Below are 17,850 nucleotides of genomic sequence, written 5' to 3'. Positions count from 1 at the left end.
ATCGCGGCCCGGCGACACACCCGCACCCCGCCCGGAGGGCTCAGCGCTCGCGCCGCCGGCTCTCCCGCACCCGCCGCAGCCTGTTCACCGTCACCGGCGCCAGTTCGAGCGCCCGCGGATCGTCGAGGAGCGCGTTGAGGAGCTGGTAGTAGCGGACCGGCGCGAGGTCCAGCTCCTCACGGATCGCGCGCTCCTTCGCGCCGGGCGTCTCCCAGCCGCGCCCCTCGAACGCGAGCACGGCCCGCTCGCGTTCACCAAGAGAGCCAGAGGAGCCGGAGGGGTCGGAGGAGCCGGAAGCGTCCATGCCCGTCACGCTACTCGGCGGCCTCGGCCGCCGCCGCCTGGTTCTGGATCCGGCCGAGGACGGCACCCGCGCTGTTGTTCGGCGAGACGGCCGTGCCGATCTGGTCCTTGATCTCGGCGCTGACGGACGCCCAGGACGTCTTGCCGACGGGGTAGATCTCGGCGCTGGTGAGGCTCTCCAGGAACGGCCAGAGCTTCTTGTCCCGGTCGGCGGCGGACATCGTCTCGGAGGCGCTCCTGGTGACGGGCAGGAGGTCGTACTCGCGGGAGAAGTCGAGGACGTTCTTCTCGCTGTAGACGTAGTTGAGGAAGTCGCCGACCTCCTTGCGGTGGCCGTTCTGCTTGAACGCCATCATCCAGTCGGCGACGCCCATGGTGGACGCGGCCCGCCCGTCGGGTCCGGGCAGCGGCACGGTGCCGTAGTCGACGCCCTGCGCGGCGGCCATCCGCATCAGCGTGGGGTGGCCGTTGAGCATGCCGACCTCGCCCTTGGCGAACGCGGCGAAGGCACCGGCCCGGTTGAGGCTCCCGGGCGCGGTGGGCCCGGTGAGGCCCTTGCCGACGAGGTCGTTCTTCAGCCAGTCGAACGTGGCGACGTTCTGCTTGGAGTCGATGGTGTACGTGCCGACGTCATCGGTGTAGCCGTCACCGCCGCTCAGCATCCAGATCATGGTCTCGGCCTGGGCCTCCTCGCGGCCGAGGGGCAGCGCGTAGGGGTACTTCACGCCCTTCGCCTTGAGCGCCTTGGCGTCGGCCTCCAGCTCGTTCCAGGTGGTCGGCGGGGTGAGGCCGGCGTCCTTGAAGAGCTTCTTGTTGTAGAAGAGCAGGCGCGTGGAGGAGGCGAACGGCATCCCGTACTGGATGCTGTCGACCTTGCCCGCGTCGGCGAGCTGGGGCAGGTAGTCGGCCTGGGTGGGCACGTTGAGCAGCTCGCTGACCGGGTAGAGCTTGCCGGCGGCGGCGTAGTCGGCGTAGGCGCCTATCTGTGCCAGGTCGGGGGCGTGGCCCGCGTCGACCATGGCCTTGACCTTGGCGTCGACGTCGTTCCAGGAGTAGACGTCGACGTCGACCTTGGTGTTCGGGTGGTCCTTCTCGTAGGCGGCGGCCAGCTTGTCCCAGTACTTCTGGCTGCTGTTCGCCTTGGAGTCGCCGTAGTCGGCGGCGACGAGCTTCAGGGTGACGTCGCCCGAGCCGGAGCCGCCGCAGGCGGTGAGCGTGCCCGCCATGCCGAGTGCGACCGCTGCCGCCGTCAGACCGGTGATGTACCGCTGCACCGCTGTTCCCACCCTCGTATGTGTGTCACGCCGTGTGTCACGTGTGATCTCGTACGTTCCGTCGCCGGGGGTCGCCCGGAGTCGAACATAAGGTCTACACCACCCCGCGCCCGGGTCGGAAAACAGGGCCGTTCGCGCGCAAGATCGTGCGAATGGACTAGACCTCTCAAGGGTGTTCGCGCGACACTGTGCCCCGTGGAACATGTCATCGCCCTGGACGTGGGCGGCACCGGGATGAAAGCCGCCCTGGTCGGGGCGGACGGCACGCTGCTGCACCAGGCGCGCCGGGCGACCCTGCGCGAGCGCGGCCCCGACGCGGTCGTCGAGTCGATACTCGGCTTCGCCGCCGACCTGCGCGCGTACGGCGAGAAGCACTTCGGCGAGCCCGCCGTGGCCGCCGGTGTCGCCGTGCCGGGTGTCGTCGACGAGAAGGACGGCATCGCGGTGTTCGCCGCCAACCTCGGCTGGCGGGACGTGCCGATGCGGGCCCTGCTGAGCGAGCGGCTCGGCGCGATCCCCGTCGCCCTCGGCCATGACGTGCGCACCGGCGGGCTCGGCGAGGGCCGCCTCGGCGCGGGCAAGGACGCCGACCGGTTCCTGTTCATGCCGCTCGGCACCGGGATCGCCGGGGCCATCGGCATCGACGGCCGGATTGAGCCCGGCGCGCACGGCTCGGCCGGGGAGATCGGCCATGTCGTCGTACGGCCTGGCGGTGTGCCCTGCGGCTGCGGCCAGCGCGGCTGCCTGGAGCGGTACGCCTCCGCGTCCGCCGTCACCCTGGCCTGGCAGGCGGCGAGCGGCGACGAGACGGCCACGGCGGCGGACTGCGCCCGCGCGGTCGACGCCGGGGACCCGATCGCCGTCAAGGTGTGGCAGGACGCCGTGGACGCGCTCGCGGACGGGCTCGTCATGGCGCTCACTCTCCTGGACCCCCGCACCATGATCGTCGGTGGCGGTCTCGCCGAGGCCGGGGAAACGTTGTTCACGCCCCTGCGGGCGGCGGTCGCGGAGCGCGTCACGTTCCAGGCCAGGCCCACGATCGTCCCGGCCGTCCTCGGGGACACCGCCGGCTGCCTGGGCGCGGGTCTGCTCGCCTGGGACCTGCTCCGAAACCCATCCACCGATAGCGCGGAGGTAACCGCCTGATGGCCACAGCAAAGGTGCTCGCCGGTGCCCGGGTGGTACTGCCCACCGGGACCGTCACCGACGGACGCGTCATCGTCGACGGCAAGCGGATCGTGGGGAGCGCTCCCGCGGACGCCGAGCGCGTCGATCTCTCCGGCCACTGGGTGGTGCCCGGCTTCGTCGACATGCACAACCACGGCGGTGGCGGCGCGTCCTTCACCTCCGGCACCGTCGAGGAGATCCTCAAGGGCGTCCACACCCACCGCCTGCACGGCACCACGACGGTCGTCACCTCGTTCGTGACCGGTGAGAGCGACTTCCTCGTCCAGCGCGCGGGCCTGCTCTCGGAGCTGGCCGAGCAGGGCGAGATCGCGGGCATCCACTTCGAGGGCCCGTTCATCTCGCCGTGCCGCAAGGGCGCCCACGACGAGACGCTGCTCCGCGACCCCGACCCGGCCGAGGTCCGCAAGCTGATCGACGCGGCGCGCGGCAAGGCCAAGATGGTCACCCTCGCCACCGAACTGCCCGGCGGCATCGACTCCGTACGCCTTCTGGCCGAACAGGGCGTGATCGCCGCGATCGGCCACACCGACGCCACGTACGAGCAGACGGCGGAGGCCATCGACGCGGGCGCCACCGTCGCCACGCACCTCTTCAACGCGATGCCCGCCCTCGGCCACCGCGCGCCGGGCCCGATCGCCGCGCTCCTGGAGGACGAGCGGATCACCGTCGAGCTGATCAACGACGGCACGCATCTGCACCCGGCCGCGCTCGAACTCGCCTTCCACCACAAGGGCGGTGAGCGCGTCGCCTTCATCACCGACGCGATGGACGCGGCGGGCTTCGGCGACGGCCGCTACATGCTCGGCCCGATGGAGGTCGAGGTGAAGGACAGCGTGGCGCGGCTCGTCGAGGGCGGCTCCATCGCGGGCTCGACCCTGACCCTGGACCGCGCGTTCAAGCGGGCCGTGACCATCGACAGGATCGCGGTCGACGACGTCGTCCGGGCGATCTCCGCCAACCCGGCCCGGCTCCTCGGCATCGACGACAAGGTGGGCTCCCTGGAGCCCGGCAAGGACGCCGATCTCGTCGTCCTGGACGCCGCGTTCGACCTCAAGGGCGTCATGCGCAAGGGCGAGTGGATCGTCGCTCCCCAACTGGGCTGAAGCCGACCCTCAACTGGGCCGGGAAAGAGGGCGGTTGGTCCGCGGACTGGGCCAACCGCCTTGACTTTGGCATGATCAACCCCCGTAACTGAAAGCGACACCGTACGTACGCGTGCCGGTCGCGCCCGCACCGCGTCTCCACGCGTCCTTTCCACTGGGGGGAGGTCCTGTGATCCTCACAGTCACCTTGAACACCGCGCTCGACATCACCCACCGGGTCGACGCCCTGCGCCCGCACGCCTCGCACCGCGTCCGCGAGGTCACCGAACGCCCCGGCGGCAAGGGGCTCAACGTGGCCCGGGTGCTCGCCGCCCTCGGCCACGAGGTGACGGTCACGGGGTTCGCCGGGGGCGCCACGGGACGCACCCTTCAGGAGCAGTTGCTCGGCGCCGACGGCATCCGGGACGCCCTCGTCCCCGTCAGCGGCCCGACCCGCCGCACGATCGCGGTCGTCGACGCGGCGAGCGGCGACACGACCCAGCTCAACGAGCCGGGCCCGCTCATCTCCTCCGCCGAGTGGACCGCCTTCCAGGAGGCGTACGAGGACCTGCTCGGCTCGGCCTCGGCGGTGGCCCTGTGCGGCAGCCTGCCGCCCGGCGTCCCGGTGAACGCCTACGCGACCCTGATCCGCGCGGCCCGCTCCGCCTCCGTGCCCGTACTCCTGGACACCAGCGGCGAACCCCTGCGGCGCGGCATCGCGGCCCGCCCCGACATCGTCAAGCCGAACGCGGACGAGCTGGCCGAGCTGACCGGCAGCCACGAACCGGCGCAGGCCATGAAGGACGCCCGCAGACGCGGCGCGCACGCCGTCGTCGCCTCGCTCGGCGCGGAGGGGCTGCGCGCGCTCACCCCGGACGGCTCCTGGCAGGCACCCGCCCCCGACCGGCTCAGCGGCAATCCGACGGGCGCGGGCGACTCGGCGGTCGCGGGCCTGATCTCCGGCTGTGTCGAGCACCTGCCGTGGCCGCAGCGGCTCGCCCGCGCGGTCGCGCTGTCGGCGGCGACGGTGGTGGCCCCGGTGGCGGGCGAGTTCGACGGCCCGACCTACGAGCGCCTTGTGCACGAGGTACGCGTGACGGACCAGGCCAGCGCGGCCTGATCCGTCACGGGGAACTCAGCTGGGAGGGTTGGTCGTGAGCCACATCTGATCGATGTTGGCGTCGCACTTGTTGCCCGCTTCGCAGGAGACGCTGATCGCGTTCGTCCCCTTCGTGAGCTGGACTATCGCCCACGTGTTGGTCCAGCCCTTCTCCCAGTCGCCTTCCTTGGCGTGGGCGAAGTTCGTCATGTTGAGCGGCCGGGTCTGCTTCGTGCCGTTCACGTTGATCGTGGCGTCGGAGTCCTTGCCGGGCACGCCGTAGTTCACGTACAGCCGGTACTGGCCGTCCTTCGGGATGTCGTTGACGGTCCAGGTCACGCTCGCGCCGACCTTGTTGAACCCCGCGACATAGACCCCGCCGGCCGCCTTCGCGCCCTGCACGTCGGACGCCGTCGTCGTGCCGCCGTCCAGCTTCAGCGCCTTCGCGTCGGTCTTCGGCAGATCGGCCGGCTCCTCGGCCGTGGCCGACTTCGACGGCGTCGCGCTCGGCTCCACCGTCTGCGAGTCCGCGGACGGGGTGCTGCCCGCGTCGTTCTTCTTGTCGTCGTCCGAGCCGTTGCTCAGCATGGCGATGCCGATGCCGATGACGACGGCCGCCACCACGGCGACCGCGCCGATCAGCAGCGCCTTGGTGTTGGGGCCGCGGCCCCGGCCGCCACCGCCGCGCCCGGCCTGCGGCGGACCCGGCTGCGAGGGCGCGCCACCGCCGGGCAGCGTCTCCGGTGCCTGGTAGTAGGCGTTCGGCTGGTTGTAGGCGTTGGGCTGCTGGTACGCGGCTGTCTGCTGCTGATGCTGTTGCTGTTGCTGTTGCTGCGGCACCTGCTGCTGCCCGTACTGGCGCTCACCGACCGCGCGGACGTGGTGGTGCGAGGAGCGGGTGTGCGGGTAGCCGTAACCGCCCCCACCGCTGGGCGGGGTCGCCCCGGCCGCCTGTCCGTCGGCGTACAGATAGCCGAACGGATCGTCGTCCTCGGGCGTGGTGCTCGCGCCGTTGTTGCCGGGCGCCATCCCTGATCACTCCTCACGCGTTTGCCTACCGGGCGAGCGTACCCGCTGCGGGGACCCCGAAGACGTGGCCTTGACCTCACCGAAACCTGTGGAATCAGCCGTTCTCGCCGGTCAGCCCGCCCGCCGGTGCTGCTTCGCACGTGATCTTTTCTCCACGTACATGCGCTGGTCAGCCGAGCTGAGGACTTCTTCGGCCGTCATGCCGCAATGGGCCCAGCCGATGCCGAAACTCGCCCCCACGCGCACCGCCCTGCCGTCCACGCGGATCGGCGGAATGATGGCGTTCCGCAACCTGACGGCGAGATCCTGCGCGTCGGCGGCGCCGAGCCCGTCGGCGAGGACCACGAACTCGTCGCCGCCGAGCCGGGCGACCGTGTCGCCGTCCCGCACGCCGTTGGTCAGCCTGCGGGCCACCTCGATGAGGACGGCGTCGCCCGCGTTGTGCCCGAACCGGTCGTTGATCGACTTGAAGCCGTCGAGGTCGCAGAAGAGGACGGCGAGGCCTTTGGTGCCGTCGTCGACGCCGGTCCCGGAGCCGTCCGGCCCGTCGGGGGACGTCAGGTGCACGTGGTGGTCGCTCTCGAAGCCGTCGTAGAGGCCGGACTGGTGCGGGACGGCCGGGACGGACCCGCCGGACCCGGCGGAACCGATCGCTCCGTAGTCGAAGTCGTGCCCGTGCGTCGCATGAGGGCCGTGCGGGCCGTGATCGCCGTAGGCGGCGTCCAGCGAGTCGATCGCGCTCGGCCTGCCGGTCTCAAGCGGGCGCTGGCAGAGCCGGGCGGAGAGCCGCGAGCGCAGCTCCGCCGAGTTCGGCAGGCCGGTCAGGGAGTCGTGCGAGGCGCGGTGGGCGAGCGCCAGCTCGCGGCGCTTGCGCTCCTCGATGTCCTCGACGTGGGTGAGCAGGAAGCGGGGCCCGTCGGTGGCGTCGGCGACGACGGAGTTGCGCAGGCTGACCCAGACGTAGCTGCCGTCGCGCCGCGCGAGCCGCAGCTCGGCCCGCCCGCCCTCGGCGGAGGTGCGGAGCAGGGTGCCTATGTCCTCCGGGTGCACGAGGTCGGCGAAGGAGTAGCGGCGCATCGCGGTGGAGTGCCGGCCGAGGAGGCGGCACAGCGCGTCGTTGGTGCGCAGGATCAGCCCGTGCTGATCACCGCCCATCTCGGCGACGGCCATGCCTGAAGGCGCGTACTCGAAGGCCTGGCGGAAGGATTCCTCACTGGCCCGCAGCGCCTGCTGCTCCCGCTCCAGGCGGACCAGGGCGCGCTGCATGTTGGCCCGAAGACGGGCGTTGCTGATCGCGATGGCGGCTTGGAACGCGTACATCTGCAGCGCCTCGCGGCCCCAGGCGCCGGGCCTGCGGCCGTTGCGCGGGCGGTCGACGGAGATCACGCCGAGCAGTTCGCCGCCGGAGCCGCCCGTCGCATACATGGGGGCGAAGAGGCGGTCGGAGGGGTGCCACTCGTCCTCGAAGCGGGGCGGCGGCCCGTCGGTGAACCATTGCGGCACGTCGTCCTCGTCGAGGACCCAGCCCTCGGTGTACGGGATGAACCGCAGGTCGCCCCAGGCCTCGCCCATGTTCAGGCGGCGCTCCCAGGACTCCTTGGAGCCGACGCGGCCGGTGATCAGCGCCTCCGCGGCGGAGTTCCCGGCGAACGCGGCGACGACCAGGTCGCCGTCCGGGCGTACGAGGTTGACGCAGGCCAGCTCGTAACCGAGCCCGGTGACGACGCCGTCGGCGACCGTCTGCAAGGTGTCGGCCAGGCTGCGGGCGGTGTTCATGTCCGCCATCACCTGATGCAGCTGATGCAGGGTCGCAAGACGGACGTAGGGCTCCGACTCGGTCTCCATGCTCAGTTCTCCCCGAGACCTCGACAGCACTCCAGAATTCTGATCGGCTCTCTACGCGCACGTGCAGGGGCACGTTCCTCTCGCAGCGTCCACGCCACTGAATCACAGCGAGCTGCCCACTCGGTACACAGGGTCAACAAAATATGGCTCCTGTGACTCAAGTCACAAGCTGTGCAGGGGGATTGAATCGGTTACCTGGGGGAACCCTGTGAGTTTGCTTACTTTCCGTTTCCGGGTCCTGGGAGGGTCCTAGGCCTCATCTCCGCCGTTCTCGGTCCTCCGTCCGATGTGGGGTGTGCCCGGGCCGGGCTAGCGTCGGGAGCGTGTTGAAGACTTCCCCTGTGACGCCTGTGCATGCTGAAGGCGTGAGCTCCGACGATTTCCGCGCCGCCCTGTCCCGTCTCGCCTCCGGGGTCGTCCTGCTGACCGCGCACGAGCCGCCGCTCGATCCGGACGGGCCCGCCGGGGAGGACGCGGGTATGACGGCCACGGCGTTCATGTCCGTCTCCCTGGACCCGCCCCTCGTGCTGGTCTCCATCCGGAACGGGTCCCGCATGGACGACCTCCTCGACGATCAGCCCCTCTGGGCGGTGTCCCTGCTCACGGAGTCCCAGTCCCACATCGCGGGACGCTTCGCGATGAAGGGCCGGATCAGCGACCGCCTGCTCTTCGAGGACATCCCTTATGTGCGGGGTGCCCACACCGGGGCGCCGCTGGTGGGTGGCGCCCTGGCCACGCTGGAGTGCCGCACGGAGAAGCTGGTCCCCGCGGGTGACCACACCCTGGTCATCGGCCGTGTCCTGAGCGCGGCGCTCCCCAGCGCGGACGGGGGCCCGCTGATGTATTTCCGCGGCAAATACCGCAACCTGAGCTAGCGGAAACGTCGTCGACTGCGGACGCGTCGTGGCTGATCGCGCAGTTCCCCGCGCCCCTGGAGCGTGCGGCTTCGCCGCAGCTCCATCGGGCGTTGAAATGGCGCACGTAGTGCGCATTTCAGGGGCGCGGGGAACTGCGCGAGCAACCACGGCGTGCGTGCACACGGAAACGGTGCGCCAGGGGCAGACGCTCAGGGGCGCGGGGAACTGCGCGGCCAGCCACGGCGTGCGCGCACACGGAAGCGGTGCCTAAGGGGCAGGCGCTCGGGGGTGCGAGCGGCCTCGGGGGGCCGGGCTTGCGTACCCCCGGTCAGGGGCTGGTAGGCGGCACCCCCGTGGTCGCCTACCAGTCCCGGCCGGAGCGCCCTCGCTTGGTCTCGGCGCGAGCCTTCTTCTCCCGCAACCGGCGCTCGTTGATCCCGCGAGGGATACGCGTGGCCCGCCGCGGCTTGGGCGGCGGCGCCGTAGCCTCCCCCAACAGCGCCGCGAGGCGAACCGCCGCGGTCTCCCTGTTCCGCCACTGCGAGCGGTGCTCGGACGCCCGCACGGACACCACCCCGTCCACAAGACGGGACGCGAGCCGTTCGAGCGCGCGCTCCTTCCACACCTCGGGCAGCGCCTTCGTACCGGCCAGGTCGAACCGCAGCTCCACCTGCGAGTCGCTGGTGTTGACGTGCTGCCCGCCCGGCCCGGACGACCGCGAGAAACGCCACTGGAGCTCGGCCTCCGGGAGGACGACCGAACCGCGGATGGGATAGGGACCGGACATGCGTCCATGGTCGCGCGCCCGCCCCACCCGCGTCACCCGGTTTTCGCCCGGGTAAAGAAAGTAAAGAGAGCTGGAACCTCCGGTACCCCCTCCGCGTTCATAGGGGTACGAGTAGCTTCGGCTACGCACGCAAAGACTTAACGAGGGAAGGACTCCCGCAATGGCTGTAAGCCTGTCCAAGGGTGGCAACGTCTCGCTCACCAAGGAGGCTCCGGGCCTGACCGCCGTCACCGTGGGCCTCGGCTGGGACGTCCGCACCACCACGGGCACCGACTTCGACCTCGACGCCTCCGCGATCGCGGTGAACCCGCAGGGCAAGGTCTACTCGGACGGCCACTTCGTCTTCTTCAACAACAAGCAGACGCCGGACCAGACCATCGTCCACACCGGCGACAACCGCACGGGCGAGGGCGCCGGCGACGACGAGGCGATCAACGTCAACCTGGCGGGCCTCCCCGCCGACGTCGACAAGATCGTCTTCCCGGTCTCGATCTACGACGCGGAGACCCGCTCGCAGAACTTCGGCCAGGTGCGCAACGCGTACATCCGCATCGTCAACCAGGCCGGCGGCACCGAGATCGCCCGCTACGACCTCTCCGAGGACGCGGCGACGGAGACGGCGATGGTCTTCGGCGAGCTCTACCGGAACGGGGCGGAGTGGAAGTTCCGCGCCGTCGGCCAGGGCTACGCCTCGGGCCTGACGGGCATCGCGCAGGACTTCGGCGTCAACGTCTGACGGTGACGAACTGAAGGGCGGCGGGCCCCGGGTGCGTACACCCGAGGCCCGCCGCCCCCGTTCCGACAGCCGCACCTGTTCCGGCAGCTGCCCCCGTTCCGCCGGCTGCACCTGTCCCGGCAGCTGCGCCGCAGACCCGCTACCCCGTCACCACCAGCCGCACCGCCAGCCCCGCGACGAGCGCGCTCGACAGCAGCCCCGTCGCCCTCCGCCCCCGTACGCCGGTCAGCGCGCGGCCGAGCAGCGCGCCGCCGCCCGCGAGCAGCAGTTGCCAGCTCGCCGACGCGGCGAACGCGGCCACGGTGAACGCGACGCGCGGCCCCGTCCCGGTGACGGTGTCGCCGCCGCCGAGGACGAGCGCGGCGAAGTAGATCACCGTCATGGGGTTGAGCAGCGTCAGGCCGAGCAGCCCCCAGTAGGCGCGGGCGGCGGCCGGCCGGGGTGCGGGCGCCGCACCGGTGGCGCGCAGCGCCCGTACGGTGCCGTGCACGGCCAGGGCGAGGAGAACGGCCGCCGCGCCCCAGCTCAGCGGCGTCCGCACGGTCCGGATCAGCGGGGCGAGCGCGGCCCCGCCCGCGACGGCGGCCAGCGCGTAGAGCCCGTCCGCCGTGGCGACCCCGAGCGCGGCACAGGCACCGGTCCGCAGATTCGTCCGGGCCGTGAGGGCGACCAGATAGGCCCCGACGGCGCCGACCGGCACGGCGATGCCGTACCCGGCGAGCACCCCCGCGACCAGGGCCCCGCTCACGTCAGCGGCGGGATCGGCCTCCGGCGGCGGGCGGCACGCTGCTGTCGCCGCGCCACGAGGGCGACGGCGGACAGCGGACGCGGGGCGTGCCGGTACGAGGTCATACCCGAAATGCTGCGCGGCCGCGCGCCGCCCGCGCAACGCGATAAACCGCTCCCTACGCTCACCGCATGATCCTCGAACCGCTCGACCCAGGCCCCGACCACGCCCTGCCCGGCGAACTGCTCACCGAGGTGACCGAGGTCTACGCCGCCAACCGCGCGTTCTTCGCCCTCAGCGGCGACTTCCCCGACCCGGACGCCATCACGAGCGCACAGGTCGCCGTCGCGCTCGCCGACGAGCTGGCTCAGCCCGGCGCGGAGGTGCTGCTCGCGCGGGCCCGGGGCCGCCTCGTCGGCCTCGCCGTCACGCTCGCGCACCACCCCGAGGCGGCCGAGCGGGACGACCCGGACCCGTGGATCGGCCTGCTGATGATCGCGGGCGACCAGCAACGGCGCGGATACGGGCGAGAGTTGGCCACCGCGGTCGAGGACCGGTTCCGGGCGGCGGGACGCACCGGGATCCGGCTCGCCGTGCTCGACGCCAACCCCGCGGCGCTCGCCTTCTGGACCGCGCTCGGCTACGAGGAGATCGACCGGCGGCCCGATCTTGAGCGGGGCCGCCCCTGCCGGGTGCTGCGCAAGCCGCTCGCGCCCTGATCAGGCGCGGCCCGGCTTGCCGTCCCCGTACAGCCACACCTTCCAGACGCCCGCCAGCTCCTTCACCCGGCCGGGGTTCTTCGCCTCGACGTACGCCGTGAAGTCGTCGGTGGAGGCGTTGCCGTACTTGTGGTCGGCGGCCCAGCCGCGCAGCAGGGAGCGGAATTTCTGGTCGCCGATCGTCCGGCGGATCTTGTGCAGGACCATGGCGCCGCGCTGGTAGACCGGCGGGTCGGAGATCTGCGCGGCGGTGGACGGGGCGGCGGGCGGGAAGGCCCAGACGGGGTCGGAGCGGGGGCTCTCGTACAGCGCGTCGAACGTCTCCTGGGCCGTCGGCCCGTCGTGCTCCTCGTTCCAGAGCCACTCCGCGTACGTGGCGAAGCCCTCGTTGAGCCACATGTCGCGCCACGACTTCGGCGAGACCGAGTCGCCGTACCACTGGTGGGCCAGCTCGTGTACGAGGGTGCCGAGGTCGGGGGCGCCGGGGAAGACGGGCCGGTTCTGCGTCTCCAGGGCGTACTCGGCGTCGCCCGCCCGGTCGACGATCACGCCGGTCGACGAGAACGGGTACGCCCCGAACGTCCTCGTCCCCCACTCGACCACCTCCGGCAGCCGTGCGAGGACCTTCGCGCTCGCCTTTGCCTCGTGCGGATCGACGGCGGTGTGGACGGGGAGGCCGGACGGGGTCGTGTACGTCCGTGTCGTGAACTGGCCGATCGCCACGGTCGCCAGGTAGCTCGCCATGGGCTGGGCGACGTGCCAGGCGTAGGTCGTGCGCCGCCCGTCGGCGGAGGTCCGCTCGCGCCTCAACTCGCCGTTGGAGACGGCCTTCAGCCCCCTCGGGACGGTGACCGCGATGTCGTACGTCGCCTTGTCGGACGGGTGATGGTTGCCGGGGAACCACGCCATGGAGCCGGTGGGTTCGCCGAGGGCGAGGGCGCCGTCGGCGGTGCGCAGCCAGCCCTCCTCCGACCCGTCCGGGTCGGTGATCGTCACCGGCTCGCCCGAGTAGCGGACGGTCGTGCGGAACGTGGCGCCCTCGCGCAGCTCGTCGCGCGGGCGCACCTTCAGCTCGTGCCCGACTCTGCTGCCCGCCGCGCGCTTCCCGTCGACCGTGACGCCGTCCACCGTCAGCCCCTTGAGGTCGAGGTCGAACGCGCTCAGCGCCTGGCGCGCGGTCGCGGTGATGTCGGCCCTGCCGGTCAGGCGGCGCGTGTCCGGGTCGTAGGTGAGGGTGAGCGTGTAGTGGGTGACGTCGTAGCCGTCGTTGCCGAGGCGGGGGAAGTACGGGTCGCGCAGACCGGCGGCGCCCGGGGTGCCGTGGACGCCGCCGGAACAGGCGGTGAGGGCGACGAGGCTGACCAGGACCGGGAGGATAGGGCGCACCCCGCGATCCTATTGCCCCCTATGTCCGGGTCGGCGGCTGGAGCACCGCGACGCCCAACGGCCGCTCCCCGACGGCCAGTCGACGCGTGTCGCCGCTGTCGAGGTCGACGACGGTGATCCCGTTCCAGTACCCGTCCCGTGTGAAACCGCCGGTCACGTACGCCGTACGACCGTCCGCGGACACCGTGACGTCCTCGTGCGGGCCGTCGAGCGGGATCACCCGCTCCGTGCCGTCGGGCGCGCGGACCGTGAGGGAGGGGCCCTCGTCCCGGGCGGGGTCGATGGGGCCGGTGCCGACGACGAGGAGCGTGCCGTCCGGGGTGAGCGTGACGCCGTGCTGATGGGTGTTCGCCGTCATCCGCCCGACCGTCGCACGTCCGGTGTCCGGGTCGACGACCACCAGCCGCTCGCCCTCGAAGGGCAGGAGGAGCCTGCCGTCGCCGGGCCGCACGGCCGCGTAGTGCGGCTTCAGCCAGGAGCCGAGCCCGCCCTCGGTGCCGTACGGCGCGACCTCGACGCGGCGCGTGCCGGCGAGGTCCCCCGTGCCGGCGACCGTGTCGACGACCGTGACGTCGAAGGAGTCGTGGCCCGTCGCGTACACCTCCGTCCCGTCGCGCGAGACATCGACGTCGAAGGGGCGGCGGCCGACGTCGGCGGTGCCGGTGACCTTCAGCGTGCGGGTGTCGATGGCCTCCAGGGTGCCCGGGCCGCCGGGGACGTTGACACCGACGTAGACGTGCTCGCCGTCCGGGGCGAGGGCGATGCCCATGCCGCCGCCGCGGTACTCGCCGTGCGTGGGTTCGCCCAGGTCCCGCTCCTTGCCCGTCTCGTACGGGACGAGCGCGGTTCTCGTACGGCCGGCGGTGTCCACGACCGCGACGCCCTCGGCCGTGGCGACCCAGGCGCGCCCGTCGTCGCCGACGGCGAGGCCGTAGGGGGCGGTGCCGACGCGGACGGTGCCGGTGGTCCGTGCGGCGGGGTCGGTCGCGTCCGGGTTCAGGAAGGTGACGGTGTCGGAGCCGAAGTCGGTGAGGAGGAGGGTGGCTCTGGGCGTGCCTCCCGGCGTGCCTCTCGGCGTGTTTTTCGGCGTGTCCTTCGGCGTCCCGCGTTGCCCGGTCGGGGGCGGCGTGGCTGTCCGGGTGGGGTCTCGGGGCGGGTCCGGGGCCGGTTCCGGGGTCGTCGTCGTACCGCATCCGGCGATCACCGCGGCCGCCGTCGCCGCCAGCAGCGCCGCCGCCGCGCGCCTCACCGTACGGCCCTCAGCAGACCGGCGATCTCCGTGAAACCGCGCCGCTCGGCGTGGGCGAGGGCCGTGACACCGTCGCCGTCCGGCAGGCCGGGCGTGGCGCCCGCTGTGATCAGCAGCTCGACGATCTCCTGGTGCGCGCGGCCGCCGTCGCCCAGGATCACCGCCTCCAACAAGGCGGTCCAGCCGAGGCGGTTGACGTGGTCGACGTCGATGTCGGTCTCGCGCAGCACGGCCCGTACGTAGTCGACGTGGCCGCGTTCGGCGGCGGGGATGAGGGAGATCCCGCCGAACCGGTTGACCACCTTCAGGTCCGGGCGGGCGGGCAGCAGCACCCGCATCATGGCGACGCTGCCGGTGACGCCGGTGACCAGCCACGCGCTGTCGGCACGGTCGTCCTGGGCGTCGGGGTCGGCCCCGGCCGCGACCAGCGCCTGGGCGACGGCCACGTGGTCGTGCGCGGACGCGAGCAGCAGGGCGGTGCGGCGGTGCTCGTCGCGGGCCTCGGTGTCGGCCCCGGCGGCGAGGGCGGCGCGGACACCGCCGAGGTCACCCGTGGACGCGGCGGAGAGCAGGGCGCCGTGGGCGGGGTTGCGCATGGGGAACAGCTCCATCAGGGATCTACAGCGGGTGCGCCACCATCGTGGCTGGTCGCGCCGTTCCCCGCGCCCCTCAAGGGCGCGGGGTCACCGGCGACCGGGGTCTAGCGGAGAGCGGCCACGCCCGCCTGGGCGAACTTCTCGTCCAGGTCGCCCGACGGCGCGCCCGCGACACCGATACCGGCGATCGGGGCACCCTTCGCGGCCACGGGCGCGCCGCCGCCGAGGAACAGCGTGCCGGGGATGTCCTTCAGGGTCGGCGCCTTGTCCAGGCGCTTGACCAGCTCGGACGTCGGGGCGTTCCAGGAGACGGCGGTGAACGCCTTCTTCTCGGCCGCCTCGTACGCCTGCGGGCCCGCGCCGTCGCCGCGCAGCGTCAGGATCGTGTTGCCGTCACGGTCGACGACGGCGACGGAGACCTTCTGGTTCTCCTTCTTCGCGGCGTCGAGCGCGGCCTGCGCGGCCTTGGTGGCGGACGCCAGCGTCAGGTGCGTCGTCGACATGGTGGTGCCGCCCTTCGCGGCCGAGGCGGCGGCGGGCGCGGCGGCCGGGGCGGCCGGGGCGGAGGCGTTCGCGCTGACGGCGCCGACCGTTCCGGCGGCAACGGCGGCGAGGACGGCGCCGCTGGTGACGAGGGTGGAACGGCGGGAGAGCTTCTTCATGGGAGTTCCTCGTGTGTTCGGGGTGGGTCCGTCTGCATCCAGCCTGGGCCCGGGGAAGGGGCGCGGCCGTCGCCGTTCCGGCTGCTCCCGGGCTGCCGAGCGGCCGACACCCGGGTCATCCGATCGGTTGACCCCGGGGGCGGTCAGCGGCCCGACAATGGAAGTGTTTGCCCAGTTCAAAGCCGTAGCAGTGAGCGGTAGCAGTGGGCTGTAGCAGTGGGCCTCAACAGTGGAGGGAGGCGGCCGTGTCCGAGAAGCCGTGGCCACATGTGGACAGGGCGGGCGGCACGGACGGCGTCGACCGGAGCTACGAGACCGACACCCGGCGCCTGACCGCCGTCATGCACGCGGCGTTCTTCCTGCTCCTCGCCGTCGCCCTCGCCCGCTTCCTCCTGCGCCACCCCGGCGAGGACCGCACGCCGTGGATCATCGCCCTGTGCGCCGTGCTCGCGGCGGTGTACGTCACCGGTTTCGCGGCCCGTTCCCGCACGACGGCCGGGCGACGGGTGTGGCTGCTGCTCGTCGTCGCCGTCTGGGTGGCGCTCGTCGTGCTCGCCCCCAGCTTCGCCTGGTGCGCGGTGCCGCTCTTCTACACCGGCCTGCGCACACTGCCGACCCGCGCCGCGCTCGTCCTGGTCGCGCTCCTGACGGCCCTGGTCATCGCGGCGCAACTGCGGCTCGCGGGCCGCTGGGACCCGGACCTGGTGCTCGGCCCGCCCGCCGTCGTCGTCATCGCCACCGCCGTCTTCCTCCAGATGCAGCGGCAGGCCGTACGCCAGCGGGCCCTCATCGACGACCTGATCCGCACCCGGCGCGAACTCGCCGCCGCCGAACGCCGCGCGGGGACCCTCGCCGAGCGCCAGCGCCTGTCGATGGAGATCCACGACACGCTCGCGCAAGGCCTGTCCAGCCAACAGATGCTGTTGCAGGCCGCCGAGCGGGTGTGGGACACCGAACCGGCGAAGGCCCGCGCGCACGTCCGCACCGCCGAGTCGGTGGCCGAGCACAACCTCACGGAGGCGCGCCGCTTCGTCCACGACCTCGCCCCCGCGGACCTGGCGCACGGCCTTGAAGAGGCGCTGCGCGCGGTGGCGGCACGCGCATCGACGGATGCCCTTACCGTGCGGGTGACCATCGAACCGGAGCACGCGACGGGCCCCGCCCCGGTCCTGCCCGATCGCGTCCAGTCGGCGCTCCTGCGGATCGCCCAGGGCGCGCTCGCCAACGTACGGGAACACTCCGGCGCCACCACCGCCGCGCTCACCCTGACGCTCCTCGACGACCAGGTCGTCCTCGACATCGCCGACGACGGCCACGGTTTCACCCCCGCCGCCCTCCCCGACACCCCCACCGGAGTCCGCGGCCACGGCCTCCCGGCCATCCACGCCCGCGCCCACCAGCTGGGCGGCACGATCACGATCGAGTCAACACGAGGCGACGGCACGGTCCTGTCGGCGGCAATCCCGCTGACGGACCCTGACGGACCCGTAAAAGGCGCGCCCCAAAGGGGCCGGGCTTCGGCGGCCCCGCGGCGACCAGCGCCCTGAAGGGGCGCGGGGAACTGCGCGACCAGCCACGACGAACCCGCACCCGCGAGACGACAATCGCCCCCACGGCGCACAGGCGGGGGCCACCCCGACCCCGACCACGCCTCGAAGAGGAGCCCCCTTGACCCCGACCCGGATCATCCTCTGCGACGACCACGTAGTGATCCGCGCAGGCCTGCTGGCCCTCCTCGACAGCGCCGAGAACATCGAGGTGATCGGCGAGGCAGGCACCGGCGAAGAAGCCCTCGCGCTCAGCGCCAAGCTCACCCCCGACGTGGTCCTCATGGACCTCCAGCTGGGCGACGGCATCGACGGCGTCGAGACGACCCGCCGCCTCACCTCGGGCCCGGCCCCCACCCCGCACGTCCTGGTCCTGACCACGTACGACACCGACGCGGACATCACCCGCGCCATCGAGGCCGGCGCGACCGGCTACCTGCTGAAGGCGGAGCGCCCGGAGGAGCTGTTCGCCGCGATCCACGCCGCGGCGCAGGGCCGTACGACGCTCTCCGCCCCGGTCGCCAGCCGTGTCATGGCCAACATGCGCAAGCCGCGCCCCACCCTCACCGACCGCGAACGCGACATCCTCGCCCAGCTCGCCCACGGCCTCGGCAACCGCGACATCGCCAAGGCCCTCTTCATCAGCGAGGCCACGGTCAAGACCCACCTGGGCCGCATCTACGACAAACTCGGCGTGGACACGCGGGCGGGCGCGGTCGCGGTGGCGAAGGAACAACGCCTGCTGCCGTGAGCACCCGGGCGGC

Annotated in this window: 18 protein-coding genes; 8 read left to right on the top strand and 10 right to left on the bottom strand. The window is 72.4% G+C overall.

Annotation, left to right across the window (positions count from 1 at the left end; all coding sequences use genetic code 11):
* Positions 1-40 precede the first annotated feature (40 nt).
* Positions 41-304, bottom strand: a complete 264-nt coding sequence (locus tag N5I75_RS18710; RefSeq protein ID WP_476678950.1) for a DUF3263 domain-containing protein — start codon at positions 302-304, stop codon at positions 41-43.
* A gap of 10 nt (positions 305-314) precedes the next feature.
* Positions 315-1,577 carry an ABC transporter substrate-binding protein gene (locus N5I75_RS18705; protein ID WP_476678948.1) on the bottom strand — a complete coding sequence of 421 codons (1,263 nt, stop codon included), beginning with the start codon at positions 1,575-1,577 and terminating at the stop codon, positions 315-317.
* Between the two features lie 195 nt (positions 1,578-1,772).
* Between N5I75_RS18705 and N5I75_RS18700 the strand changes: the two genes are divergently transcribed.
* The 3 genes from N5I75_RS18700 to N5I75_RS18690 all read left to right on the top strand — a co-directional run bounded on the left by N5I75_RS18700 (position 1,773) and on the right by N5I75_RS18690 (position 4,967).
* Positions 1,773-2,723 carry an ROK family protein gene (locus N5I75_RS18700; protein WP_476678947.1) on the top strand — a complete coding sequence of 317 codons (951 nt, stop codon included), beginning with the start codon at positions 1,773-1,775 and terminating at the stop codon, positions 2,721-2,723.
* Positions 2,723-3,868 (top strand): N-acetylglucosamine-6-phosphate deacetylase, encoded by a 1,146-nt coding sequence (nagA, locus tag N5I75_RS18695; RefSeq protein WP_476678945.1) that lies wholly within the window; start codon positions 2,723-2,725, stop codon positions 3,866-3,868. Before N5I75_RS18700 ends, nagA begins: the two co-directional genes overlap by 1 nt.
* A gap of 169 nt (positions 3,869-4,037) precedes the next feature.
* Positions 4,038-4,967, top strand: a complete 930-nt coding sequence (locus N5I75_RS18690) for a 1-phosphofructokinase family hexose kinase (RefSeq protein ID WP_476678944.1) — start codon at positions 4,038-4,040, stop codon at positions 4,965-4,967.
* Positions 4,968-4,982: 15 nt separating this feature from the next.
* Here the strand turns inward: N5I75_RS18690 and N5I75_RS18685 are convergent, their stop codons facing one another.
* Positions 4,983-5,975: a carbohydrate-binding protein gene (locus N5I75_RS18685; RefSeq protein WP_476678942.1), complete on the bottom strand. Its 993-nt coding sequence runs from the start codon at positions 5,973-5,975 to the stop codon at positions 4,983-4,985.
* Between the two features lie 111 nt (positions 5,976-6,086).
* Positions 6,087-7,820, bottom strand: a complete 1,734-nt coding sequence (gene cdgB / locus N5I75_RS18680; RefSeq protein WP_476678940.1) for a diguanylate cyclase CdgB — start codon at positions 7,818-7,820, stop codon at positions 6,087-6,089.
* Positions 7,821-8,185: 365 nt separating this feature from the next.
* Between cdgB and N5I75_RS18675 the strand changes: the two genes are divergently transcribed.
* Complete coding sequence (locus tag N5I75_RS18675; RefSeq protein ID WP_476678938.1) at positions 8,186-8,695, top strand: flavin reductase family protein; 510 nt, start codon at positions 8,186-8,188, stop codon at positions 8,693-8,695.
* A 343-nt stretch (positions 8,696-9,038) separates the two neighbouring features.
* On the opposite strand, the gene arfB is transcribed toward N5I75_RS18675, so the two are convergent.
* Positions 9,039-9,464: an alternative ribosome rescue aminoacyl-tRNA hydrolase ArfB gene (gene arfB, locus N5I75_RS18670; protein ID WP_476678936.1), complete on the bottom strand. Its 426-nt coding sequence runs from the start codon at positions 9,462-9,464 to the stop codon at positions 9,039-9,041.
* 160 nt (positions 9,465-9,624) lie between these two features.
* Here arfB and N5I75_RS18665 point away from each other — a divergent pair, with 160 nt between their 5' ends.
* A complete protein-coding gene (locus N5I75_RS18665; RefSeq protein ID WP_476678934.1) occupies positions 9,625-10,200 on the top strand; it encodes a TerD family protein in 576 nt (191 codons plus the stop codon).
* 139 nt (positions 10,201-10,339) lie between these two features.
* Here the strand turns inward: N5I75_RS18665 and N5I75_RS18660 are convergent, their stop codons facing one another.
* Positions 10,340-10,948 carry a LysE family transporter gene (locus N5I75_RS18660; protein ID WP_476678932.1) on the bottom strand — a complete coding sequence of 203 codons (609 nt, stop codon included), beginning with the start codon at positions 10,946-10,948 and terminating at the stop codon, positions 10,340-10,342.
* 170 nt (positions 10,949-11,118) lie between these two features.
* Here N5I75_RS18660 and N5I75_RS18655 point away from each other — a divergent pair, with 170 nt between their 5' ends.
* Entirely contained in the window at positions 11,119-11,646 is a 528-nt protein-coding gene (locus N5I75_RS18655) for a GNAT family N-acetyltransferase (RefSeq protein WP_476678931.1), read from the top strand.
* Here the strand turns inward: N5I75_RS18655 and N5I75_RS18650 are convergent, their stop codons facing one another.
* From N5I75_RS18650 to N5I75_RS18635, 4 genes are all read right to left on the bottom strand, one after another.
* Positions 11,647-13,032 carry a M1 family metallopeptidase gene (locus N5I75_RS18650; protein ID WP_476678929.1) on the bottom strand — a complete coding sequence of 462 codons (1,386 nt, stop codon included), beginning with the start codon at positions 13,030-13,032 and terminating at the stop codon, positions 11,647-11,649.
* A gap of 19 nt (positions 13,033-13,051) precedes the next feature.
* On the bottom strand, positions 13,052-14,281 hold the full coding sequence (locus tag N5I75_RS18645) for a hypothetical protein (protein WP_476678927.1): 1,230 nt from the start codon (positions 14,279-14,281) through the stop codon (positions 13,052-13,054).
* Positions 14,278-14,877 carry an ankyrin repeat domain-containing protein gene (locus tag N5I75_RS18640; RefSeq protein WP_476678925.1) on the bottom strand — a complete coding sequence of 200 codons (600 nt, stop codon included), beginning with the start codon at positions 14,875-14,877 and terminating at the stop codon, positions 14,278-14,280. Before N5I75_RS18640 ends, N5I75_RS18645 begins: the two co-directional genes overlap by 4 nt.
* A gap of 104 nt (positions 14,878-14,981) precedes the next feature.
* Entirely contained in the window at positions 14,982-15,539 is a 558-nt protein-coding gene (locus N5I75_RS18635) for a GlcG/HbpS family heme-binding protein (RefSeq protein WP_476678923.1), read from the bottom strand.
* Positions 15,540-15,880: 341 nt separating this feature from the next.
* On the opposite strand from N5I75_RS18635, the gene N5I75_RS18630 reads away from it, so the two are divergent.
* Together N5I75_RS18630 and N5I75_RS18625 are read left to right on the top strand one after the other, a co-directional pair.
* A complete protein-coding gene (locus tag N5I75_RS18630; RefSeq protein WP_476679542.1) occupies positions 15,881-17,086 on the top strand; it encodes a sensor histidine kinase in 1,206 nt (401 codons plus the stop codon).
* Between the two features lie 121 nt (positions 17,087-17,207).
* The gene (locus N5I75_RS18625; RefSeq protein ID WP_476678921.1) at positions 17,208-17,837 is read left to right on the top strand and encodes a response regulator; all 630 of its coding nucleotides are present in this window, start codon (positions 17,208-17,210) and stop codon (positions 17,835-17,837) included.
* Positions 17,838-17,850 lie beyond the last annotated feature (13 nt).

Source organism: Streptomyces sp. R818, from assembly GCF_056172735.1.
This window is presented reverse-complemented; position numbering and strand designations above follow the sequence as displayed.